The 22707-nt window shown below is 68.5% G+C and carries 21 protein-coding genes; 10 read left to right on the forward strand and 11 right to left on the reverse strand.

Annotated features, from left to right (window positions below):
* Positions 1 to 49 precede the first annotated feature (49 nt).
* The gene (locus ACGFIF_RS23910) at positions 50 to 835 is read left to right on the forward strand and encodes a phytanoyl-CoA dioxygenase family protein (RefSeq protein ID WP_393157369.1); all 786 of its coding nucleotides are present in this window, start codon (positions 50 to 52) and stop codon (positions 833 to 835) included.
* Here ACGFIF_RS23910 and ACGFIF_RS23915 read toward each other — a convergent pair.
* The 5 genes from ACGFIF_RS23915 to ACGFIF_RS23935 all read right to left on the reverse strand — a co-directional run bounded on the left by ACGFIF_RS23915 (position 814) and on the right by ACGFIF_RS23935 (position 5356).
* The gene (locus ACGFIF_RS23915) at positions 814 to 1815 is read right to left on the reverse strand and encodes a hypothetical protein (RefSeq protein WP_393157370.1); all 1002 of its coding nucleotides are present in this window, start codon (positions 1813 to 1815) and stop codon (positions 814 to 816) included. The genes ACGFIF_RS23910 and ACGFIF_RS23915 overlap by 22 nt on opposite strands.
* 47 nt (positions 1816 to 1862) lie before the next feature.
* Positions 1863 to 3641, reverse strand: coding sequence for a 3-hydroxyacyl-CoA dehydrogenase family protein (locus ACGFIF_RS23920; protein WP_393157372.1), 1779 nt, complete (start codon positions 3639 to 3641; stop codon positions 1863 to 1865).
* 64 nt (positions 3642 to 3705) lie between these two features.
* Positions 3706 to 4155 carry an NUDIX domain-containing protein gene (locus tag ACGFIF_RS23925; protein WP_393157665.1) on the reverse strand — a complete coding sequence of 150 codons (450 nt, stop codon included), beginning with the start codon at positions 4153 to 4155 and terminating at the stop codon, positions 3706 to 3708.
* Entirely contained in the window at positions 4155 to 5036 is an 882-nt protein-coding gene (locus tag ACGFIF_RS23930) for a class I SAM-dependent methyltransferase (RefSeq protein ID WP_393157373.1), read from the reverse strand. The genes ACGFIF_RS23925 and ACGFIF_RS23930 overlap by 1 nt, the downstream gene beginning before the upstream one ends.
* Positions 5033 to 5356 carry a hypothetical protein gene (locus ACGFIF_RS23935; protein WP_393157374.1) on the reverse strand — a complete coding sequence of 108 codons (324 nt, stop codon included), beginning with the start codon at positions 5354 to 5356 and terminating at the stop codon, positions 5033 to 5035. Before ACGFIF_RS23935 ends, ACGFIF_RS23930 begins: the two co-directional genes overlap by 4 nt.
* 73 nt (positions 5357 to 5429) lie before the next feature.
* Here ACGFIF_RS23935 and nucS point away from each other — a divergent pair, with 73 nt between their 5' ends.
* On the forward strand, positions 5430 to 6095 hold the full coding sequence (gene nucS, locus ACGFIF_RS23940; RefSeq protein WP_393157376.1) for an endonuclease NucS: 666 nt from the start codon (positions 5430 to 5432) through the stop codon (positions 6093 to 6095).
* Here nucS and ACGFIF_RS23945 read toward each other — a convergent pair whose 3' ends face one another.
* Complete coding sequence (locus ACGFIF_RS23945; protein WP_393157377.1) at positions 6096 to 7976, reverse strand: M4 family metallopeptidase; 1881 nt, start codon at positions 7974 to 7976, stop codon at positions 6096 to 6098. It lies immediately after the preceding gene.
* A 263-nt stretch (positions 7977 to 8239) separates the two neighbouring features.
* On the opposite strand from ACGFIF_RS23945, the gene ACGFIF_RS23950 reads away from it, so the two are divergent.
* Together ACGFIF_RS23950 and glmS are read left to right on the forward strand one after the other, a co-directional pair.
* The gene (locus ACGFIF_RS23950; protein WP_132213826.1) at positions 8240 to 8518 is read left to right on the forward strand and encodes a hypothetical protein; all 279 of its coding nucleotides are present in this window, start codon (positions 8240 to 8242) and stop codon (positions 8516 to 8518) included.
* A 71-nt stretch (positions 8519 to 8589) separates the two neighbouring features.
* Positions 8590 to 10410 carry a glutamine--fructose-6-phosphate transaminase (isomerizing) gene (glmS, locus tag ACGFIF_RS23955; protein WP_393157378.1) on the forward strand — a complete coding sequence of 607 codons (1821 nt, stop codon included), beginning with the start codon at positions 8590 to 8592 and terminating at the stop codon, positions 10408 to 10410.
* 51 nt (positions 10411 to 10461) lie between these two features.
* On the opposite strand, the gene glsA is transcribed toward glmS, so the two are convergent.
* Entirely contained in the window at positions 10462 to 11889 is a 1428-nt protein-coding gene (gene glsA / locus ACGFIF_RS23960) for a glutaminase A (RefSeq protein ID WP_393157380.1), read from the reverse strand.
* A 198-nt stretch (positions 11890 to 12087) separates the two neighbouring features.
* Between glsA and ACGFIF_RS23965 the strand changes: the two genes are divergently transcribed.
* Positions 12088 to 13215 (forward strand): mandelate racemase/muconate lactonizing enzyme family protein, encoded by a 1128-nt coding sequence (locus tag ACGFIF_RS23965; RefSeq protein WP_393157381.1) that lies wholly within the window; start codon positions 12088 to 12090, stop codon positions 13213 to 13215.
* A complete protein-coding gene (locus tag ACGFIF_RS23970) occupies positions 13212 to 13967 on the forward strand; it encodes a FadR/GntR family transcriptional regulator (protein WP_393157383.1) in 756 nt (251 codons plus the stop codon). Before ACGFIF_RS23965 ends, ACGFIF_RS23970 begins: the two co-directional genes overlap by 4 nt.
* Here ACGFIF_RS23970 and ACGFIF_RS23975 read toward each other — a convergent pair.
* From ACGFIF_RS23975 to ACGFIF_RS23990, 4 genes are read right to left on the reverse strand one after another with little or no spacing between them, the layout of a single operon-like run.
* The gene (locus ACGFIF_RS23975) at positions 13942 to 15195 is read right to left on the reverse strand and encodes a glucarate dehydratase family protein (RefSeq protein WP_393157384.1); all 1254 of its coding nucleotides are present in this window, start codon (positions 15193 to 15195) and stop codon (positions 13942 to 13944) included. The two genes, ACGFIF_RS23970 and ACGFIF_RS23975, sit on opposite strands and share 26 nt — an antisense overlap.
* The gene (locus ACGFIF_RS23980; protein WP_393157386.1) at positions 15192 to 16691 is read right to left on the reverse strand and encodes a tripartite tricarboxylate transporter permease; all 1500 of its coding nucleotides are present in this window, start codon (positions 16689 to 16691) and stop codon (positions 15192 to 15194) included. The genes ACGFIF_RS23975 and ACGFIF_RS23980 overlap by 4 nt, the downstream gene beginning before the upstream one ends.
* An 8-nt stretch (positions 16692 to 16699) precedes the next feature.
* Complete coding sequence (locus ACGFIF_RS23985) at positions 16700 to 17197, reverse strand: tripartite tricarboxylate transporter TctB family protein (RefSeq protein ID WP_393157387.1); 498 nt, start codon at positions 17195 to 17197, stop codon at positions 16700 to 16702.
* Positions 17198 to 18208, reverse strand: a complete 1011-nt coding sequence (locus tag ACGFIF_RS23990) for a tripartite tricarboxylate transporter substrate binding protein (RefSeq protein WP_393157388.1) — start codon at positions 18206 to 18208, stop codon at positions 17198 to 17200. It abuts the gene before it with no gap.
* A gap of 117 nt (positions 18209 to 18325) precedes the next feature.
* Between ACGFIF_RS23990 and ACGFIF_RS23995 the strand changes: the two genes are divergently transcribed.
* From ACGFIF_RS23995 to ACGFIF_RS24010, 4 genes are all read left to right on the forward strand, one after another.
* Positions 18326 to 19225, forward strand: a complete 900-nt coding sequence (locus ACGFIF_RS23995) for a LysR substrate-binding domain-containing protein (protein WP_393157389.1) — start codon at positions 18326 to 18328, stop codon at positions 19223 to 19225.
* 83 nt (positions 19226 to 19308) lie between these two features.
* Positions 19309 to 20223, forward strand: coding sequence for a 5-dehydro-4-deoxyglucarate dehydratase (gene kdgD / locus ACGFIF_RS24000; protein ID WP_393157390.1), 915 nt, complete (start codon positions 19309 to 19311; stop codon positions 20221 to 20223).
* Positions 20220 to 21542, forward strand: a complete 1323-nt coding sequence (locus ACGFIF_RS24005) for an enolase C-terminal domain-like protein (RefSeq protein ID WP_393157392.1) — start codon at positions 20220 to 20222, stop codon at positions 21540 to 21542. Before kdgD ends, ACGFIF_RS24005 begins: the two co-directional genes overlap by 4 nt.
* Before the next feature lie 70 nt (positions 21543 to 21612).
* Positions 21613 to 22707, forward strand: coding sequence for an esterase-like activity of phytase family protein (locus tag ACGFIF_RS24010; protein ID WP_393157393.1), 1095 nt, complete (start codon positions 21613 to 21615; stop codon positions 22705 to 22707).

Here is a 22707-nt window from a genome sequence, read left to right on the forward strand (position 1 = left end):
GCTCGATAGGGTATCCACTCTCCCAGTGCCGCCGACCCACACTTTCGGTATGAGTTCATTGGCAGAGATCTATCGCCGTGACGGGATCGTCCAGGTCCCGCAGCTCCTCGAGGACGCCGAGATCGAGCGGGTCAGGTCTGTTTTCATGGACCAGGTCGCCGCCGACCACTCGCTGGCGATCGACGACGGCGTACCGGACGACGACCCGCTCGCCCGCTTCCCACGGTTCGTGCACCCGCATCGCCGCACCGATGTCGAGGCTGGCCAGCTCTCGCTCGAGCTCATGCTGGACAGCCGGATCCTCGATGTCGTCACCGCGCTGATCGGGCCCGCGCTGGGCGCTCAGTCGATGTTCTACTTCAAGCCGCCGGGTGCACGTGGGCAGGCGCTGCACCAGGACAACACGTTCCTGCGCGCCGATCCCGAGACCTGCCTGGCCGCCTGGATCGCGGTCGACGACGTCGACGCCGAGAACGGCGGTCTCGCGGTCGTCCCCGGCTCGCACACAACTGAGCTCGTCTGTCCCGAGCCCGCCGACCTGACCGAGTCCTTCACCAACGCCGAGGTCCCGGTGCCCGATGGACTGGCCAGGGTCCAGACCCGGATGAAGGCCGGCGACGTCCTGTTCTTCCACGGCAGCGTCGTCCACGGCTCGCGCCCGAACACGTCGGCCGACCGCTTCCGTCGTTCGCTGATCTTCCACTACATCCCCGAGGCCAGCACCGAGATCGCGGCCTTCTACAACCCACTGGTGCGCCCCGACCGCCGCTCGACCACGCTGTCCGAGGCCATCGGCGGCGGACCGTGCGGCGACTACGCCAAGGCGGAGCCGTAAGCCCGGACGAGCTCACGCAGCCAGTGCTCGATGTGTTCGACCCAGGCTGCGCACTCGATCTCGTCCGCGTGCTCCAGCAGTCGGTGCCAGGACACCATCCGATGGACGACGTGCAGGGGCTCGGCGATCTCCAGCTCCTTGCGGAGTACGTCGAGCGGCGCCAGGTCCGACCACTCCTCCAGGTACGCCGTCACGACCGCCTCGTCGACGTCCTCACGCACACTGGCCAGCGTCGCGAACGGATGCCCCCAGACCGCGTCACCGAAGTCGAAGAACCGGAACGGACCGGCCGGATCGGGCCTGAAGACGTTCCGCGCATGCAGGTCGTTCTGATCAAGCGCCATCGGTACGACGCCCGGCAGCAACCTCTCCACCTCGGACACGGCGTCGGCGGCACGTCGGACGCCGGCAAGCGTTTCCGGACCGGGGCGGACTGGATGGTCGTCCGAGAGACCCGTGAACCAGCCGGCGACGTGATGCAGCGCCCCGGACAGGTGGGACGGCGCCAGTGAGGTCAGACCGCTGCCGAGCAACGCGTCCCCGACCGGAACGGTGTCGCGCTGGAGACCGGCGTACTCGATGACGAGCCGACGCCAGTCGGTGCCCTCCTGATCGCCGAGCGTCGGCCCCTGGTCGGCGGTCAGGAACCAGCCGCGCTCCGGGTCGATCGCGAGCGGCGCGACGACGTGCTGCGGCAGCGCCTGCGCCATCGCTCCCACCAACGCGGCCTCGAACGCCTGGCCGGGATTGTTCTCCTTGAACCAGAACAGCCCGTGGTCGGTCGGATAGCACCAGACAGCTGCCCAGAAGCGGATCTTGTACGGCACCGGGGCCGCCGAGACCGCGGTCCCCGCGGCGGCCAACTGCGCTCGCACCCAGCCATCGGCCTCGGCGAACCAGTCGTCACCGGTCCAGCGCCGTACCCACTGACCGTCGGCATCGGCCCGCAACTTCATCGCTTGCGGCGTAGGTCTCTTCACACGCCGAGCCTAGGCCGCCGGCAACCCAAGCTCCCACGGGGCCGGGTTCAGCTGGTGTAGTCCCGGAAGCCGCGGCCGGTCTTGCGGCCGAGGTAGCCGGCGGTGACCAGGTGCTCGAGGAGCGGGGCAGGGGCGAAACCGGGCTCGCGGAACTCCAGGTAGAGGGTCCGCTGGATGGCCAGCGAGACGTCCAGGCCGACCACGTCGAGGAGCTCGAACGGGCCCATCGGGAGGCGGCAGCCGAGCTTCATCGCGGCGTCGATGTCGTCGACATTCGAGTAGTGCGCCTCAAGCATCCGGACCGCGTCGTTCAGGTACGGGAACAGCAGCGCGTTGACGATGAAACCGGCCCGGTCACCGCACCGCACCGGGTGCTTGCCAGCGGCAACGGCCAGCGCCGCGACCGTGTCGGCCACGTCAGCGGACGTGCTCACAGTGCTCACGATCTCGACCAGCTTCATCACCGGAGCGGGGTTGAAGAAGTGCAGACCGACCACGTCACTCGGCCGCTTGGTCGCCATCGCCAGGTCGATCACCGGCAGCGAGGAGGTGGTCGTGGCCAGGATCGCGCCCGGCTTGCAGATCTCGTCGAACGTCTCGAACAGGGCCTGCTTGACGCTCAGTTCCTCGACCACGGCCTCGACTACCAGGTCGACCGTGGCCAGGTCGTCGAGTTTCGCCGTACCGGTGATCCGGCGCAGCGCCGCGTCGCGCTCCTCCGACGACAGCTTGCCGCGCTGCACGCCCTTCTCCAGCGAGCGCTCCAGGGCGGCCTGGACCTGGTCCACCTTCTCGGTGCCGCGGGCAACGTAGAGCACGTCGTACCCGGCCTTGGCGCAGACCTCGATGATGCCGACCGCCATCGTCCCGGAACCAACCACGCCGACCTGGCGCACCGGGCGGACCGGGGTGTCCTTGCCGTTCGGCTTCGGGGTGAGCTCGTCGTCCACGACGACCGGGGAGTCCGGCGCCTCGTAGGTGTAGAAACCGCGGCCGGTCTTGCGGCCGAGCAGGCCGGCGGTGACCATCTGCTTGAGGATCGGGGCCGGTGCGTGCAGCCGGTTGCGGCCCTGCTTGTACATCGTGTCGAGGATCTCGTACGCCGTGTCGAGGCCGATCAGATCGAGCAGCGCGAGCGGGCCCATCGGGTAGCCGCAGCCGAGCCGCATCGCCGCGTCGACGTCCTCACGGGTGGCGTAGCGCGACTCCACCATCGAGACCGCGTGGTTCAGGTAGCCGAACAGCAGCGCGTTGGCGATGAACCCGGCCCGGTCGGCCGCGACCACCGGGACCTTGTCCAGCCGGCGGGCGAGCTGCTGGACGTCCTCGATCACGTCCGGCTCGGTGACGACGGTCTTGATCACCTCGACGAACTCCTGCACCGGCGCCGGGTTGAAGAAGTGCATGCCGACGACGCGGCGCGGGCGCTGGGTGGCAACCGAGATCTCGGTGACCGACAACGACGAGGTGTTGGTGGCCAGGATCGCGTCCTCGCGGACGACCTTGTCGAGCGCGGCGAAGATCTCCCGCTTCAGCTCGAGCCGCTCGATCACCGCCTCGACCACCAGGTCACAGTCGGCCAGGGCGTCCATCGACGTGGCGAAGGTGACCCGGTCGAACAGCGCCTGCTGCTCCTCGACCGACAGCTTCCCGCGCTTCACCGCCCGGTCGGTCGAGTGCTGGATGTGCCCGCGGCCACGCTCGGCCGCCGCCTCGTCCCGCTCGACGCCGACCACGGTCAACCCGTTGCGCGCGAACACCTCGGCGATCCCGGCGCCCATCGTGCCGAGACCGACCACACCCACCGTCTTCAAATCCCGAGCCATGGGCCGAACTATGCCAGTCCCACTACTGGTCCGCCCATGAGCTGAGTCACCCGGGAGGCCAACCTCACACCTCCTCGAACACCACCGGCGACTCCAGCCAGCCGTCGAGCAGCCAGTCCGGATCCGGCGCCTGGCTCAGCGCGGCCGCGATCGGTTTCGGCTTCAGATCGCACCCGGCGAGCTCGGCGACGGGCAGCCAGACGGCCCGATAACTCCCCAGCTCCGACTCCGCGGAACTCGTCATCTCCGGTCCGTCCCCGGTCCCGAAGGCACCGCCGATGGACTCGGCCAGGAAGTACTGCTGGGTCCGCAGCCCGAAATGCACCACCGCCACCAGCCCCCGGATCTTCACCAGCACACCCAGTTCTTCGAACGCCTCCCGCCGGGCGGCCTCCGCCGGGCTCTCGCCGTCCTCGACCTGGCCGCCGGGCAAGGTGTGGTAGGTCATCCCGCCCCGGACCCGCTCGATCGCGGCGATGCCGTCAGTGGTCAGCAGCACGATCCCGGCCCGCATCACGCGCGGCTCGCCAGCACGTGGAACCAGAATCCGATCCTCGTCTCACCGCGGTCGAAACGCTCCACTTTCCAGCCGGTGGCGGTGAGCAGCTCACGCAACGGCTCCTCCTGCCACATGACGAAATGCCGCGGCAGGTCGAGGTTCCGGTTGGACCACTCCTCGCCCTTGCCCTCGCGCGTGGTGAAGGCGAGCACCGGCGCGGCCCGCACCGCCTTGCGCAGGATCGCGGTCAGCTGCGCCCGGTCGAAGTGCAGGAACACCGCGTCGGCGAACACGGCGTCGTACGGGCCGCCGAAGTCGTCGGTGATCGCGTTCAGCCGATCGGCGTCGTACCCGTCGGCGCGCATCATGTCGAGGAAGGCCTGCGTCGCGTCGGTCCGCCGTACGACGAAACCTCGCCGCTCCAGCTCGATCGCGTCGCGGCCGGTCCCGCTGCCGAGCTCGAGCACGCGTGCGCCGGGCCCGATCGCCTCGTCGAGCAGATCGATCAGCAGCGTGTTGGGCTCGGTGGGAATCGACTCCCGAAACTGCTCGGCGGCCTGCTCGTACGCCGCCAGCGTCACCTCGTTGTCGCTCGGCACCCGCGTCCACCCGTCACCGTTGTGCTCGACGATCGCCGGTATCCGCAGCCCGAGATCCACCCCGAGCACGACCACCGTCTCGCCCCGATGCAGGTCCGCGATCGCCTGCAACTCGTCGTCGGGACGCCGTACCAGCTCCGGTACGACGGTCAGCCGCACACCGAGCCGCTCCGCCAACCGCGCCCCGGCCGCCGCCTCGAACGGCCCCGCGTACACCTGCGCGATCCGCTCCTCGACCGCCGGCTCCACCACGTCACCAGGCAACAACAGGATCCGCGCGGGGCACATGAGGTTCATCCGCGCACGTACTCCAGCGCCTCGGCGGCATAGTCCGGCCAGACCGCGGACTGGCTCAGCGGGATCAGGACCCACTCCTTCATCGGCCGGCCCATCCCGGGGTCGAACGGCTCGACACCGGGCAGCGCGAGCGCCTTCTCCCGGGGCTCGGGCGGGAGCTTGAACGTCATCGCGTCGCCGTACATCCCGGCGAGCACCTTCTTGCCGATCTTGAGGCAGGGCATGCCGAACATGCTGCCCCGGACCACGCCGGACGACACCAGTCCGGCCGCAACCGCGTCGTACTCGGCGACCGCCTGTTCGCTGACCTTCGGCATCATGCCCACCAGCCTGCCACTCCCGACGGCCAGGCGGCATAGGTCATCGGCCCGTTGTGGACTACGGTGCTTTCTCGTGCGCTTGGTGATTGCTACCTGTTCTGTGGACTACTCCGGCCGGCTGACGGCTCATCTGCCGATGGCACCGCGGTTGCTGATGGTGAAGGCGGACGGTTCCGTGCTGATCCACGCCGACGGCGGCTCCTACAAGCCGCTCAACTGGATGTCGCCGCCGTGCAAGCTGACCGAGGACGCCGACGCCGGTGTCTGGAGCGTCACCAACAAGGCCGGCGAGGAGCTCCGGATCACCCTCGAGGAGGTGCACAGCGACACCGCGTACGAGCTCGGCACCGACCCCGGGCTGATCAAGGACGGCGTCGAGGCGCACCTGCAGGAGCTGCTGGCCGAGCACGTCCACACCTTCGGCGAGGGCTGGACCCTGGTACGGCGCGAGTACCCGACCGCGATCGGGCCGGTCGACCTGCTCTGCCGCGACGCCGACGGCAGACACGTCGCGGTCGAGATCAAGCGCCGCGGCGAGATCGACGGCGTGGAGCAGCTGACCCGGTACGTCGAACTCCTCAACCGCGACCCGCTGCTGGCCCCGGTCCGCGGCATCTTCGCCGCTCAGCTGATCAAGCCCCAGGCCAAGGTCCTCGCCACCGACCGAGGCCTGGAGTGCCTGACCGTCGACTACGACGCCCTCCGCGGCATGGAGTCCGACGTCCTCCGTCTCTTCTGATCAGCAGGCGACCACCGCATCCACGGTGAAGCCCTGCGCGGTGACGGATCCGTCGGTCAGCAGGCGGACCACGCCGGTTGGGGTCGAGATGCAGGGCGACGTCGCACCGTTCTTGTCGGTGCCTGTGTAGCGGGCCAGTTCGTTTCCGGCTCCGTCGTACACGATGACGTAGTCGAAGTCCTTCTCGGTGTCGAGCAGGCTGAAGTGGAACGCGAATCCGCCGGTCCCGTTGTCATAGGTCCAGGTGCAGTCGCCGTTGTTGCCGTACGGGTGCGGTGACCCGAACGGGATGCTGGCATCCGGATCGCTGACACACGGCGGTGGCGGCGGGGTGGCCGGCGTACAACCGGAGTGGACACCTACCGCGGCCCACGTGGCACTGGTTGCGGTCCGGTCGGGCCCTGGCGCAGCGGCGGCGACCGTCGCGTTGCGGGCGTCGCAGAAGTTCGCGAACTCCGGCAGGCTGGTGAAGCCGTCGTAGAAGATCTGCGCCGCCTTGGCTAGCCCGAGCGCCGGCACGGTCACGTTGCAGTCCGCGGTGTGGGTGTGAGTGCTCAGGCTCCCACCACAGCCGGCGTTCTTGCCGCCGTTGACGGCCAGGTAGTAGGCGTGGTTCGGGATGCCACTGTTGGAGTGCACACCACCGTTGTCCGCGGTGGTCACGATGAACTCGCTGAAGTGGTCCGGATCGGCGTCCTCCTGCGGATCGCCCATGTTCCGGAAGCCCGGTGCGAGGTCCGGCACCTTGATGACGTCCTCGCCGATCAGCCAGTCCGGCGTCCCGGCCGGGTCCCGGCGGTTCTGGGCCGCGTAGAACTCGATCGTGTTGCCCATCATGTCGCTGAACGCCTCGTTCAGGGCCCCGGACTGGTTCTCGTAGATCAGGTTCGAGGTGAACTCGGTGACGCCGTGGGTGAGCTCGTGCCCGACCACGTCCAGGCCGCCGGACAACGGCAGGCAGCTGGTTCCGTCGCCGTCGCCGTACGTCATCTGCTCGCCGTTCCAGAACGCGTTGCAGTAGCGGTTCGCGAAGTGGACCGTCGAGATCAGCGGCATGCCCTCGTCGTCAAGACTGTTGCGCCCGAACACGCCGAGGTAGAAGTCGTCGACGACGTCCGAGTAGTAGTGCGCGTCGACACCCGGCGCCTGGCTGGGCGACAGGAACTTCGGCTTGTTGAAGTTCCAGTGGTCGTCGCTGTCGGTCATGATCACGCCGGGCTGCACCTGCTTGTTGCCGGCGTCGTACGTCTCCTGGCGCCCGTTCTGCGACCGCAGGAAGAAGGTGCTGCCGATCCGGATGGTGGAGAACTGCTTGGGGTCGCCCTTCACGCCGGTGCCGTCGCCGTGCGCGACCGCGTCGTACTGCTTCTTGACCGCACCGGAGGTGGCGTCGACCCATTGGACCCAACGCTGATCGGCTCGCCGGCTCTCGATCTGGTGGAAGAGCCGTCCGTCCCTGGGATCGATCCGCAGCGAGGACGACCACTTGCCGTCGGCACCGACCCGCTTGGCCGCGATCCCGCGGGCGGTCGTGGCCGAGACGGAGGCACTGTTCTTGGCCTTCAGGCCGGGGAAGTACGCGCCGATCACGGCGGTGGTCTTGCCGGCCTTGTCGGTGAGCACGGTCAGCTGGCCGCCGAGAACGCGGGCGGCGCCGACCACCTGCTGGTAGCGGGTCTGGGTACCGCCGCCGGCCCGGTCGGCCGTCCAGAGCTTCACCATCCCCGGCGGTACGGCGAAGGCGCGGGCATCCGCTCCGGACAGGGCGATCGACCCGCCCCGGAGTGGTGTGGTGGCCGCCTGACCGGCGGTCGCGGTGGCGCCGCCGGCGGTGACCAGTGCGAGGGCCGCGAGTACGGCCACGAGGGTGGATCGGTGCATGACGGGGACCTCCCGGTCGAGCGGATGGTCGACGGGTCGGCCGAATCCCAGCCCCGAGGGTCGCCCCGCGCTTCAAGGCCAGTCGTACGCCCGGGTCCGATGACCGGCAAGACCTGGCGCGTCGATTTCGCATCGGTTGGGTGGCAGGAGTAAGGTCCACGCCCGGTAGTGGTCTGGTCTCCTGTTGTAGAAACAGGGAAATTTGCCCGATTTCGGGCAAGACCTTGGCGTTAGACCCTCAAACACTGCACAGTTGACGAGTGATCAGTGAGGCGACGGCGGGTCCGGTGGACGAACTCGCCGAACAGATCAGCCGGACCACCGGCCTTCCCCCGGACGACGCGCGCCGGGTGGTCGCCGACGTCCTGGCCTACTTCACCGAGACCACCGAGGAATACGTCCGGCGCCGGCACCGTGAGCTGCAGACCTACGGTGCCCGCAACGACGAGATCTTCGCCCGGCTCGGCACCGAGCTCCGGCACTGGCCGGTCCGCTCACCCGAACTCTCCGCCCGGCAGCTCCGACGGATCGTCTACGGCTGACGGGGACAGACACACTGCGGCACCGCCGAGCGGCGGGCCTTCCCACGACAACCTCCGAAAGGCATGAACACATGTGCGGAATCGTCGGGTACGTCGGCACCAAGCCGGCCGCGCCCATCCTGGTGGACGGACTGGCGCGGCTGGAGTACCGCGGCTACGACTCGGCCGGTGTCGCCGTACTGGGGTCGAGTGAGCTGAAGGTGCACAAGGACGCCGGCCGGGTCCGCGAGCTGGAGGCGTCGCTGCCCAAGCGGTTCGGCGGGAAGCTCGGTATCGGTCACACCCGGTGGGCGACCCACGGCGGCCCGAGCAAGGACAACGCGCACCCGCACGTGAGCGGCAACGAGCGGATCGCCGTCGTGCACAACGGCATCTTCGACAACGCGGGCGCGCTGCGCGCCCAGCTGGAGGAAGCCGGCGTCAAGCTGCGCTCCGACACCGACACCGAGGTCCTCGCGCACCTGATCGAGCAGGCCGAGGGTGACACGCTCGAGGACAAGGTGCTGGCCAGCCTGCGCCGGATCGAGGGCACCTACGGCATCGCCGTGATCGACCTGGACTTCCCGGACCGGATCGTGGTCGCCCGTAACGGCAGCCCGCTGATCCTCGGCATCGGCGACGGCGAGATGCACGTCGCCTCCGACGCGGCCGCGCTGATCCGCTACACCCGTCAGGTCGTCTACCTGGACGACGGCGAGCTGGCCACCGTCCGCGCCGACGGCTACCGCACCTTCACCCAGGACGCCCGGGCCACCACCAAGACCGCCAAGACGGTCGAGTGGGAGGCCGACGAGTACGAGCGCGGCCTGCACGAGCACTTCATGATGAAGGAGATCCACGAGCAGCCGGACGCCGTCGGCCGGGCCATCCGCGGCCGTCTGGACGAGCGTTTCCACACCGTCCACCTGGGCGGCCTGAACATGGACGCGCGGGAGGCCCGGGAGATCAAGCGGGTCAAGATCCTCGGCTGCGGTTCGGCGTACTACGCCGGCCAGATGGGCGCGCAGTTCATCGAGGAGGTGGCCCGGATCCCCGCCGACGCCGAGCCGGCCTCGGAGTTCCGCTACCGCAACCCGGTGGTCGAGCGCGACACCCTCTACATCGCGGTCAGCCAGTCCGGCGAGACGCTGGACACACTGGTCGCGGTCCAGGAGCTGAAGCGCAAGGGCGGCCGGGTGATCGGCCTGGTCAACGCGGTCGGCTCCAGCATCGCCCGTGAGGTGGACGGCGGTGTCTACCTGCACGCCGGCCCGGAGGTCTCGGTCGCCTCGACCAAGGCGCTGACCAACATGGCCGTCGCGTTCGCGATGCTCGGCATCCACCTCGGCCGGATCCGCGACGTCTCCCCCGCCGACGGCCGCCGGCTGATCGAGGGCCTGAAGAAGATCCCCGGGCACATCGCCGAGATCGTCGCCCAGGAGGAGGAGCTGGCCAAGATCGCCGGCCGGCTCGCGCAGCACGAGAGCCTGTTCTTCGTCGGCCGAACCCGGGGCTACCCGGTCGCCCGCGAGGGTGCGCAGAAGCTGAAGGAGATCTCCTACCGGCACGCCGAGGCGTACCAGACCTCGGAGCTGAAGCACGGCCCACTGGCGCTGATCTCGCCGGACGTGCCGAGTGTCGCGATCGTGCCGGACGACGAGCTGCTCGACCGCAACATCGGCGCGCTGCACGAGATCGGCGCCCGCTCCGGTCCGCTGTACGTCGTGACGCACCCGGGCGTGGACGTGCCGGACGGGGTGGCGGCGAAGATCGTCGTACCGAAGAACGAGCCGGAGCTCGACCCGATCCTGCTGACCATCCCGCTGCAGATCATCGCGTACTACGCAGCCGTTGCCCTCGGCCACGATGTCGACAAGCCGCGCAACCTGGCCAAGTCGGTCACCGTCGAGTAAGCACCAGCAGCACCGCAGCCCCCGCCCACGTGGCGGGGGCTGTTCCTTTTGTCAGAGCTGCTGGCCGCCGGCCTGCTTCCCGCTCCGCCGGGCAGCCGGGTTGGCAGCCTCCTGAGCACCGGCGCTCTGCGGAACGCTCACGCGACCACCACCGGCGGTTCCACCGAGGGCCTGCCGGATCGCCTCGGCCGTCGCGGCCTTCCGGTCCTCCTCGGTCTGCCGGCCGCGCTCCACGCCCAGTCCCTTGTACGGGTGCAGGCCGAACTCGCCCACCAGCCGGCGGCAGACCTCGACACCGCGGACCGAGTTGCCGGCCTCGTCCAGCCGGGGCGAGAACGTGACCACGGCCAGCCGCTTCTCCGGCACCACCATCAGCACGTTGCCCGAGACACCGCTCTTGGCCGGCAGCCCGACGTCGTCGGCGAACCGGCCCGAGCCGTCGTACATGCCGCTGTGCCCCATCACCGACAGCACCCGGCCGGCGGTCTCCTGGGAGAACACCCGCTCACCGCTGTACGGCGCGACGCCACCGTTCGCCAGCGTGGCACCGGCCGCCGCCAACCGCTGGGCATCGACTCCGAGCGAGCAGACCATGAAGTAGAACTCGGCCGTGTCCGCAGGGGCATCCCGGCCGTCCAGGCCACCCTTCAGCTTCCCCGCGTTGGCCATCTGGCTGGCGAGCCCACGGTTCCCGTGCCCGGTGTCCCGCTCGGCCAGGAACGTCGCGTTGTCGTAGCCCGGCGGTCGGCCCATCATCGTGGTCCACGTCCGCTGGACCGTGGCGAACCGGTCGGACACCTCGCTGCCGGAGTCGACCAGCGCGAGCGTCCCGATCGCCCCGGCGTTGATCATCGGGTTCTGTGGCTTGCCGGCCGCGTTCAGGGACAGGGTGCGATCGTTGAAGGTCCCACCGCTCTGCTCCTGGCCGACCCACTCGTGCACCTCCGCCGGGCCGAGCTCCTCCAGCGCCATCGCGTAGCTGAACGGTTTCGACGTCGACTGCACGCTGAACTCGAGATCGGCGTCACCGATCGAGAACGTCTGGCCGTCGGCCGTACAGATCGCGATACCGAACTTCTCCGGGTCGGCGTCGCGCAGCGTCGGGATGTAGTCGGCGACCCCGCCGCGGCGATCGTCCAGCAGCTCGGCGTGGATCCGCTCGATTCCCCGGGCGAGATCCATGAACTCCGACGGCGACACCGCCAGCTTTCCCTCCAGCGCCCGCTGGACCAAGCCGTCGCTGTGTGCCGCGATCTGAGTGAACTGCTGGTAGTCGATCCGCACCGGCTGGCTGTCGATCCCCAGCGGCCGGCCGTCGGGATCGCGCAGTCCGGCCAGCGCCGCCCGGACCCGCAGGTCGCCCGGCTGGATCCCGGCGCGTCCCAGCGGGCTGAGCAGCTCCCAGGCCCAGATCTGACCGTCCCGATCCTTGTCGAGCGCATCGAACAGCCGGCGGTGGGCCAACTCCGACACATCCATCGCTGATTTCCCCTCTCCCAGCAGCACAGCCCCAGATGACGAGCGGTCGCGCACGCGACGACGCTGTCGGGCGGAACCGCCAGCCTTTCCGGCGCGTGTTTCCGGGCCGGATCCACCGCGTTACGGCGGCGTCAAACAGGCGTTGGCCGGCACTAGGAGCTAGTCGTCATACAGGTTGATAACTTGTATGATGACTGGATGCCGAGTGATCAGATCCGCCACGTCCGTCTCTCGTCCGTCGTTCTCCCGCTCGAGCGGCCGGTCAGCGATGCCAAGGTGCTGACCGGCCGGCAGAAGCCGATGACCGAGATCGTGTTCCTGTTCGCCGAGATCGCGACCGCTGACGATCAGCACGGCATCGGGTTCAGCTACTCCAAGCGGGCCGGTGGACCGGCGCAGTACGCGCATGCCAAGGAGGTCGGGGCGAATCTGATCGGCGAGGACCCGTCGGATATCGGGAAGGTGTACGACAAGCTGCTGTGGGCCGGTGCGTCGGTCGGCCGGTCCGGGGTGTCGACGCAGGCGATCGCGGCGATCGACATCGCGTTGTGGGACCTGAAGGCGAAGCGGGCCCGGTTGCCGCTGGCGAAACTGCTCGGGGCCCATCGCGACTCGGTCCGCGCGTACAACACCTCAGGCGGGTTCCTGCACGCGCCGATCGAGGAGGTCAAGGAACGTGCGTCGAAGTCGCTGGCCGACGGGATCGGCGGGATCAAGATCAAGGTCGGCCAGCCGGACACCCGAATCGACCTGGACCGGGTCCGCGCCGTCCGCGAGCACCTGGGCGACGACGTACCGCTGATGGTCGACGCCAACCAGCAGTGGGACCGGCCGACGGCACTGCGGATCGGGCGGGTGCTGGAGCAGTTCGACCTGGTCTGGATCGAGGAGCCGCTCGACGCGTACGACGCCGAAGGTCACGCACACCTCGCGGCCGCGCTGGACACCCCGATCGCCACCGGCGAGATGCTGTCCAGCGTCACCGAACACGTCCGCCTGATCGACGCCCGCGCCGCCGACATCATCCAGCCCGACGCTCCCCGGATCGGCGGCATCACCCCGTTCCTCCGCCTGGCCGCGCTCGCCGACCACAACGGCCTCCAGCTCGCGCCGCACTTCGCGATGGAGATCCACCTCCACCTGGCCGCCGCCTACCCGCGCGAGCCGTGGGTCGAGCACTTCGAATGGCTCAACCCGCTGTTCAACGAGCGGTTGGAGACGCTGGACGGCCGCATGCTCGTGCCCGATCGCCCGGGGCTGGGCTTCACCACCTCCGAGCAGTGCGCTGCCTGGACGGTCGACAGCTGCGAGTTCGGCACCCGATGAACGCGCCGAAGCTCACCCTCCGCACGCAGGAGGGTGAGGTGGCGGACGGGTTGGATCGTGAGACCGGGCGGGGGCTCGCGCATGAGCTGGTGGAGCGGTTGAAGGGGCGGATTCTCAGCGGGGAGATCTCACCTGGGGAGAAGTTGCCGGCTGAGAGTTCCTTGGTGGATGAGTTCGGGGTCAGCCGGACGGTGGTGCGGGAGGCGGTTCTGCGGCTGCAGGCCGCGGGGCTGGTGGAGACCTTCCAGGGACGTGGTTCGTTCGTCCTGGAGGTGCCGGAACGGGCCTCGGGTCTCCGGGAGGTGCGGTCGCATCGGGATGTGCTGGAGTTGCTCGACTTCCGGATCGGGGTGGAGAGCGAGGCGGCCGGGTTGGCGGCGGGGCGCCGTACCGACCATCAGTTGAAGGCGATCGAGCGAGCGCTGGCGGATTTCCGGCGGATCGGTGACGACCCGAGCAGGTCGGTCGAGGCGGACTTCGCGTTCCATCTCAAGGTCGCGACCGCGTCCGGGAACCGCTTCTACAGCGACCTGATCGGCTCACTGGGCCCGATGATGATCATGCTGCCGCGCACCCGGCTGGACCCGGCGTACGAGATGTCGGACGCCACCCACCTCGCCCGGGTCGTCCTCGAGCACGAGAACATCTACGACGCGATCGCCCGTTCCGATCCCGAAGCGGCGCGCGCGGCGGCGCGGGTGCACCTGTCGAACACCCGGCACCGCCTCACCAGCGAGCGGTATTCCGACTGAAGTCCGGCTGCACGGTCCGCATGTACGACGTGTCGTCGCGCTTGCGGATCCCGCACGCCAGGTACTGCTCGTGCAGCCGGCCGAGCTCGTCGAGATCCAGCTCGACGCCCAGCCCGGGACCGTCGGGCACCCGCACGCTGCCGTCGACGAACGACAGCACGCCCGGCTTGATCAAGTCCTCGGTCTTCCACGGGTAGTGCGTGTCGCACGCGTAGGTGAGGTTCGGCGTAGCCGCGGCCAGATGCGTCATCGCGGCCAGGCTGATCCCGAGATGCGAGTTGCTGTGCATCGACAGCCCCATCCCGAACGTGTCGCAGATCCCGGCCAGCAACTGGGACCGCCGCAACCCACCCCAGTAGTGGTGATCCGACAGCACGACCTGGACAGCGTCCGCCAGCACCGACGGCTTCAGATGCGCGAACGCGATCACGCACATGTTGGTGGCCAGCGGGATGCCGGTCCGGGCCGCGACCGCCGCCATCCCGTCGATTCCGGGCGTCGGATCCTCGAGGTACTCGATGACGCCTTCGAGCTCGGCAGCCACCCGCACCGAGGTCTCGACCGTCCACGCGCAGTTCGGGTCGATCCGGAGCTTGTGCTCCGGGAACGCCGCCGCGAGCGCCCGCACCGCCTCGACCTCCTGCGCCGGCTCGAACACCCCACCCTTCAGCTTGATCGCGGTGAATCCATACTGATCAACCATTGATCGTGCTTGATCAACGATTCCATCCGGATCAAGAGCCGCACCCCAGGAGTCCGCCTCCGCACCCGGATGCGCTGCCCACTTGTAGAACAGATAGGCACTGAACGGCACCGACTCCCGCACCGCACCACCCAGCAGGTCCACCACCGGGCGGCCGAGCTCCTTGCCCTGCAGGTCCAGCAACGCGACCTCGAACGGCGACAACACGACATCCGCCGGGTCCTGCAGGTTCAGCATCCCGCCGACCTTCGCACCACCCTCGACGACCGCCAGTACGTCGACCACCAGCCGCCGCAGCCCATTGATGTCGAAGACGTCCAGCCCCGGCAGGACATCGGCCACCGCGCGCAGCCGGGCCAGATGAGCGTCATCGGCGTACGTCTCCCCCAGGCCTACACTCCCGTTGTCGGTGTGGACCTGGACGATCGTCCGCAACGCGAACGGCTCGTGCACCCCGGACACATTGAGCAGCGGCGGGTCAGCGAACGCGACCGGCGTGATCTCGATCCTGGAAACCTTGCTCACACGTACTCCTTCTGCCGGGACTTGCGGGTCAGGTACCGCACCCCGGGGAGCGCGAGGACCAGGATGAGCACGATCAGCACGGTGCCCGAGATCGGCCGGGTGAAGAAGCCGGCCGGGTTGCCGCCGAAGATCAGCAACGACTGCCGGACCGCGATCTCCATCACACTGCCGAGGACGAACGCCAGCACCAGCGGCCCGGGTTCGAACCCGAACTTCTTCATCAGATAGCCGACCACGCCGAACACGATCACCAGGAAGATGTCGAACACCTGGTTGGCCACCGTGTACACACCCAGCAGCGTGATCAGCACCGTGATCGGCGCCAGGATCGCCGGCCGCACCCGCAGGATCCGGACGAACAGCCCGACCATCGGGATGCTCATGATCAGCAACAGGATGTTGCCGATGTACATCGAGTTGACCACACCCCAGAACAGATCCGGGTGCTCGGAAACCAGCTGCGGCCCCGGCGGGATGCCCTGGATCAGCAGCGCGCCGAACATCAGGGCCATCGTCGCGTTGGCCGGGATACCCAACGTCAGCAACGGGATGAACGACGAGGTCGCGGCCGCGTTGTTCGCGGTCTCCGGCGCCGCGACGCCCTCGATCGCACCGCGGCCGAACCGCTCCGGCTGCTTGGCCCGGCGCTTCTCCACCGCGTAGGCGACCAGCGACGACAGCGTGGCACCACCACCCGGCAGTACGCCGAGGACGAACCCGATCACCGAACCACGGCCGATCGCACCCCGGGACTGCCGCAGGTCCTGGCGAGACGGCCAGACGTTGGCGACCTTGGCCGGCGCCTGCACCTTGTGATGCCGCTCCTCCAGGTTGTAGAGGATCTCACCGAGCCCGAACAGACCCATCGCGATCGGCACGAAATCGATGCCGTCGGCAAGATTCAGGCTGTCGAAGGTGAACCGGCTTGCCCCGGTGAAGGTGTCCCGCCCGACCGTTGCCAGCAGCAACCCCAGCCCGGCAGCGATCACCGACTTCAGCCGGCCGCCGTTCCCAACGGTCGCCACCAGCAGTACGCCGAACAGCGACAGCGCCGCGTACTCCGGCGGACCGAAGTCCAGCGCCACCTCGGCCACCAAGGGCGCCAGCAGGGTGAGGCCGACGATGGACACGGTGCCACCGATGAACGACCCGATCGCCGCGATGCCGAGCGCCGTACCGGCCTTGCCTTGTTTGGCGAGCGCGAATCCGTCGAAGACCGTGACGACCGACGAGGCCTCACCGGGAAGGCGGAGCAGGACCGACGTGATCGTGCCGCCGTACTGTGCGCCGTAGAAGATGCCGGCCAGCATGATGATCGCGGAGACCGGTTCGACGCCGTACGTGATCGGCAGCAGGATGGCGATGGTGGCTGCCGGGCCGAGACCGGGCAGCACGCCGATCAGCATGCCGATGACGACACCGACGAGGCAGTAGAGCAGGTGCGCCGGCTCGAGTACGACGCCGAAGCCGTCGACCACCGGGTTGAGGAAATCCATGACGACCCTTAAATCAGCCTGGGAAGCGGGATCTGCAGGAGCAGTACGAACAGCACGTAGAACGCCGCTACCGTGCCGACACTGATGGCGATCGACGACCGCCACGACTCCTTGCCCAGGAAACGCAACCACACGAAGGTCAGCAGCAGCGACGGGATCTCGAACCCGATCAGCGGCAGCGCGAACGCCAGCAGAACCAAGGTGAGTACGGCGATCGCCGTCAGCACACTGGCCCGGGAGAACCTCTCGGTGTCGGTCCCCTGCCGCCCGGTCAGCGCCAGCACCACCGACAGCACGGTGATGACGACGCTGACCACGAACGGCCACAGGCCCGGCCCGGGTTGGGTGAGCCGGCCGAGACCGAGCTGGAGCGCACCGACCACCCCGGCCAGCCCGATCACCCCCGTGACGACCGCCGCACCCAGCTGGGACCACGGCCCGGCGTGCGGCGGGCGGTCCTCGGCGAGTTCCACCCGCAACGCCTCCTCGTCGAAGACTTCGGACATCTACTTCTTGCCCGCGAGCGAGATGCCGTACTGGTCGAGCTGCGCCTTGTACTTCGTCGCGTACTCGTCGAGGATCTTGCGCACCTCGTCCGGCGAGCCCTCGATCGGCGTCAGACAGTGGCCGTCGTTGAACTTCTTGTACGCGTCGGTCGCGTAGATCTTCTTCGCCGCCTCGGCCAGCTTCGTCTTGACGTCGTCCGGCGTACCCTTCGGCGCGGTCAGGAACCGGTACTGCGACACGACCACGTCGTACCCCTGCTCCTTCGCGGTCGGGACCTCGGGCAGGAACTTGATCCGCTCCGGCGAGAACACCGCCAGCGGGACGACCTTCCTGGCCTTGATCTGCTCGATGCTGTCGCCGACCTGGATCGTTGCCACGTCGACCTGACTGCCGAGCAGCGCGGTCAGCGCCGGCGCACCGCCGTCGAACGGCACGTCGGTGGCCGGGATGCCGGCCTGCTGGAAGGTCAGCGCGGACGCCAACTGCGCGCCGGTGCCGACACCGGTGGTGCCGTACTTGATGTTCTTGCCGGTCTTCTTCAGGTCGGTGATGGATTTGTAGCCCGAGCTGAGCGGCGCGATCAGGACGTAGTCGTCCTGGGAGATGCCGCCGATCAGGTCGAAGTCGTCGAGCTTCACCGCCTCGTTCGCGGACACGGCGAGCGGGGTGATGGTGAACAGCGACGCGTTCTGGACCGCGATCTTGTAGCCGTCCGGCTTGGCCGACTGCAGCTCCTTGGCGTTCAGCGCGCCGTTCGCACCGGGCTTGTTCACCACCGGCACCGAGACACCCAACTCCTTGCCGAGCCCCTCCGCGATGGCCCGGGTGATCAGGTCGGTGCTGCCGCCGGGCGACGCACCGACGCTCATCTGGATGTTGCCGGTCGGAAAGTCGCCCTCTCCGCCGGTGGAGGTCGTCTTCACCCCGCCACAGGCGGTCAGTACGACGGTTGCCGTCACACCGCCGGCCGCCGTCACCAGGATGCGGCGGCTCATCTGTGTGAATTTCATCGATCCTCCTCGTGTGAGTACGGGCGGTGACACACCGGGCCGATTGCGTGAGCGTAGGGAGGGGCGATAATGCCTGTCCAAGGCCGATAAGGCATCGAGTGATACCTTTCGGGAATCATGTTCTCGCTCGACCAACTGAGCGCCTTCGTCGCCGTCGCCGAGGAACTGCACTTCGGCCGCGCGGCCGAGCGGCTCAACATGACCCAGCCGCCGCTGAGCCGGCAGGTCCAGAAGCTGGAGCGGGCGGTCGGGGTCCGGCTGCTCGAGCGGGACAACCGCCGGGTGGTGCTGACCGAGGCCGGCCGCGCCTTCCTGACCGAGGCCCGCCGGGTGCTGGCGCTGGTCGAGACCGCGGGAGACCTGGCCCGCCGGGTCGATCAGGGCGCGGCCGGCACGCTCCGCCTCGGCTTCACCGCGACGTCAGCCATCCGCACGCTTGGTCCCTTGCTGCGCAGGATGTCCGAGGAACTTCCAGGCGTCGACGTGATCCTGCACGAGCGGGTCACGCCGGCCCAGATCGACGGTCTGATCCGCGGCGAACTGGACCTCGGGCTGGGCCGGCCGCCCTTCGACACCCAGGTGCTCGACTCCCGGATCGTGTTCCGCGAGCCGCTGTGTGCCGTTGTCCCGAGCAACCATCGGCTCGGGGCCCTCGGCCGGCCGCTCACCCCGGCCGATTTCGCCGACGAGCAGGTGATCAGCTATTCGCCGACCCAGGCCCGCTACTTCCATGAACTGACGGTCCGGTTCCTGGCCGACGCCCATCCGCGGATCGAGCAGCGGGTCCAGCAGATCCTGACCGTGATCCTGCTGGTCGCCGCCGGACGTGGGGTCGCGCTCGTCCCCGCCTCGGCCCGCAGCCTCGGCGTCGAGGGCGTGACGTTCTGCGAGGTCGGCGTACCGGGTGAGCCCGTCGAACTCCACGCGATCTGGAACCGCGATTCCACCAACCCGGTCCTGCACCGCGTGCTCACGATGCTCGACCCCACCACCCCGCCGAAGGCGGGTTCTGTGTGAAATTGTCATTGATGCTCTCAGAGCATCAATAGATCCAAAAATGATCTTGGACAGGCATCTGAACGGATTCTTAACCTGACGGCGTGACCCACTACTCCCCCACCGAGCTCGCCGCCCAGCTCAAGACCGGCCTCCTGTCCTTCCCCGTCACGCACTTCCACGACGACCTGAGCTTCAACGAGACCGGCTACCGCCAGCACCTGGCCTGGTTGAGCCAGTACGACGTGGCCGGGCTGTTCGCCGCGGGCGGCACCGGCGAGGGCTTCTCGCTCACCCCGGCCGAGATCGACAGCGTCGTCCGGGCAGCGGTCTCGGAGGTCAACGGCAAGGTCCCGGTCCTCGCACCGGCCACCGGCGGTACCGCGACCGCGATCGCCCAGGCACAAGCGGCCGAGGCCGCCGGTGCGGACGGTGTGCTGCTGCTCCCGCCGTACCTGACCGAGGCGGGCCAGCGTGGTTTGATCGAGCACGTGTCCGCCGTCTGCCGCAGTACGTCGCTCGGCGTCACCATCTACAGCCGGGCCAACGCGATCCTGACCGACTTCTCCGTCGCCGAGCTCGCGGACCGCAACGAGAACCTGGTCTGCCTCAAGGACGGCGTCGGGAACATCGAGATGATGACCCGCACCTACGCCCGGGTCGGCGACCGGCTCACGTACATCGGCGGCCTGCCGACCGCGGAGACCTTCGCCCTGCCGCTGCTGCAACTCGGCGTCAGCACCTACTCGTCGGCGATCTTCAACTTCGTGCCCGAGTTCGCCCTCGGTTTCTACGCCGACGTCCTGGCCCAGGACCGCGCTGCCGTCTACCGCAAGCTGAACGAGTTCGTCCTCCCCTACCTCGACATCCGGGACCGGACGAAGGGGTACGCCGTCTCGATCGTCAAGGCCGGCGTCACCGCGATCGGCCGCTCCGCGGGCCCCGTCCGCCCACCGCTGCAGGACCTGACCGGCGAAGAACTCGCCCAGCTCACCGACCTGATCGGCAAGATCAAGTGACACCCACGATCGCGTCGATCGAGGTTGTCCCGGTTGCCGGGCACGACAGCATGCTGCTCAATCTGAGTGGTGCGCACGGGCCGTTCTTCACCCGCAACGTGGTCATCCTGACCGACAGCTCCGGAAACACCGGGCTGGGCGAGGTGCCGGGTGGCGGGAAGATCGCCTCGACGATCGCCGAGGCGGCGGAGTTCCTGGTGGGCAAGGAGATCTCGCGCTATCGGCAACTGCTGCGGACGATCGGTCAGGCGTTCGCCGATCGCGATGCCGGCGGCCGTGGTCTGCAGACGTTCGATCTGCGGACGACTGTTCACGCGGTGACCGTGATCGAGTCGGCACTGCTCGACCTGTTCGGCCAGCATCTCGGCGTACCGGTGGCGGAGCTGCTGGGTGATGGGCAGCAGAGGGAGCAGGTGCCGGTGCTCGGCTACCTCTTCTCTGTGGGTGATCCTGCGCGTACAGACCTGCCCTATCTGACCGGTGACGGGTTCGGCGATCGCTGGTCTGCGTTGCGACGGCAACCGGCGCTCACACCGGACGCGATCGTGGCGTTGGCCGAGGCGGCGCAGGAGCGGTATGGCTTCGCCGACTTCAAGCTCAAGGGTGGCGTGTTCGCCGGCGCGGCGGAGATCGAGGCGGTGACCGCGCTGGCGAAGCGGTTCCCGTCGGCACGGATCACGGTCGATCCGAACGGCGCCTGGCCGGTGCGCGAGGCGATCGCGTTGTGCTCGGGTCTGGACGACGTACTGGCGTATGTCGAGGACCCCTGCGGCGCCGAGCCGGGGTTCTCGGGTCGGGAGACGATGGCGGAGTTCCGGCGGGCGACGGGACTGCGTACGGCGACCAACATGATCGCGACCGATTGGCGCGAACTGGCGCATGCGGTCCGGGCCGGTGCGGTGGACATCCCGTTGGCCGATCCGCACTTCTGGACGATGGCCGGGTCGGTGCGGGTGGCGCAATTGTGCAACGACTTCGGGCTGACCTGGGGTTCGCACTCGAACAACCACTTCGACATCTCGCTGGCGATGTTCACCCATGTGGGCGCGGCCGCGCCGGGCGACATCACCGCGCTGGACACGCACTGGATCTGGCAGGACGGTCAGGCGCTGACCAAGGAGCCACTGCAGATCGTCGACGGTGCGATCGCTGTACCGACACGTCCGGGGCTCGGCATCGACGTTGATCGGGACGCGCTGGCAGCCGCACACGAGCTGTACCAGGAGCATGGGCTCGGGGCCAGGGATGACGCGGTGGCGATGCAGTACCTGATCAAGGACTGGACCTTCGACCCGAAGCGGCCCTGTCTGGTGCGCTGATGTTCACCTGGCGTTGCCCGAGGTAGGTTTCGATCGGTTGCAGTCGTCCAGACCTCGTCGGAGGAATGTCATGCGCTGGCAGAAGCCGCTCGCCGCTGCTGTTGTCCTGACCGCTCTCACCACCACGTTGACCGCTTCGGCGACGCCGGCCGGGCATCCTGGCAGTGGAGGTGGTGACTGCTCGCCGGACGCCCGCTTCCTCGGGTTCAGCGACGCGCTGGACAAGACGACGTTCGAAGGTCAGCCCGTGGCCGGACTGTCCGCGCTGAACGTGACCGGCCGGAACAGCGCGGTGGCCTTGGTGGACAACGTCGCGACCACACCGGCGCGGGTCTTCGACCTCAAGATCAGCAGCAAGCCGACGGTCAGTGTGGACGGGATGACGATCCTGCGGCGGCCGGACGGTACGCCGTACACGGGTGCCGACTTCGACGGCGAGGGACTGGTCGTCGAGCGCGGTGAGCGGACGATCCTCGCGACGTCCGAGCGGGAGCCGTCGATCCGTCGCTTCCGGTTGTCGGACGGGCTGCAGATCGGCTCGCTGCCGGTGCCCGCGCGCTTCCAGGTCGCGCCGGCCGGTGAGGCGACGACCAACGCCACGTTCGAGTCGCTTGCGGTCAGCAAGGACGGGCTGTCGCTGTACGCCGGGATGGAAGGACCGCTCGCGCCGGACGGCACGGACGCCGACGGGCGGGCACGGAACCGCATCATCCGGTACGCCGGTTTGCCGGGGCACGACTACCGGCCGGTCGCGCAGTACGCCTACAAGACCGACCCGGGCCTGTCCCTGGTCGAGCTGGCCGTGGTGAATCGGGACGACCTGGTGTCGATGGAGCGCACGTTCGTACCCGGTGTTGGCAACACGATCCGCGTGTTCACGGTGTCGCTTCGTCGCGCCGCCGACGTGACCGCGCGGGCCTCGCTGGCGGATGCGCCGGAGAAGGTGTTCCTGCAGAAGAAACTGCTGTTCGACCTGGTCAACTGCCCGCCGTCGGGTGCCGTCGCCAAGCAGCCGCAGCCGAACCCGCTGCTGGACAACGTGGAAGCCCTCGCCCTCGGCGGCCACCTGCCCGGCGGCCGCCGCCAGCTCTACCTGCTGTCGGACGACAACAACGGCGCCACCCAGATCACCCGCTTCTACTCCTTGGCAGTCGACCTGGATTGA

Source organism: Kribbella sp. NPDC049174 (assembly GCF_043197365.1).
Taxonomy (GTDB): domain Bacteria; phylum Actinomycetota; class Actinomycetes; order Propionibacteriales; family Kribbellaceae; genus Kribbella.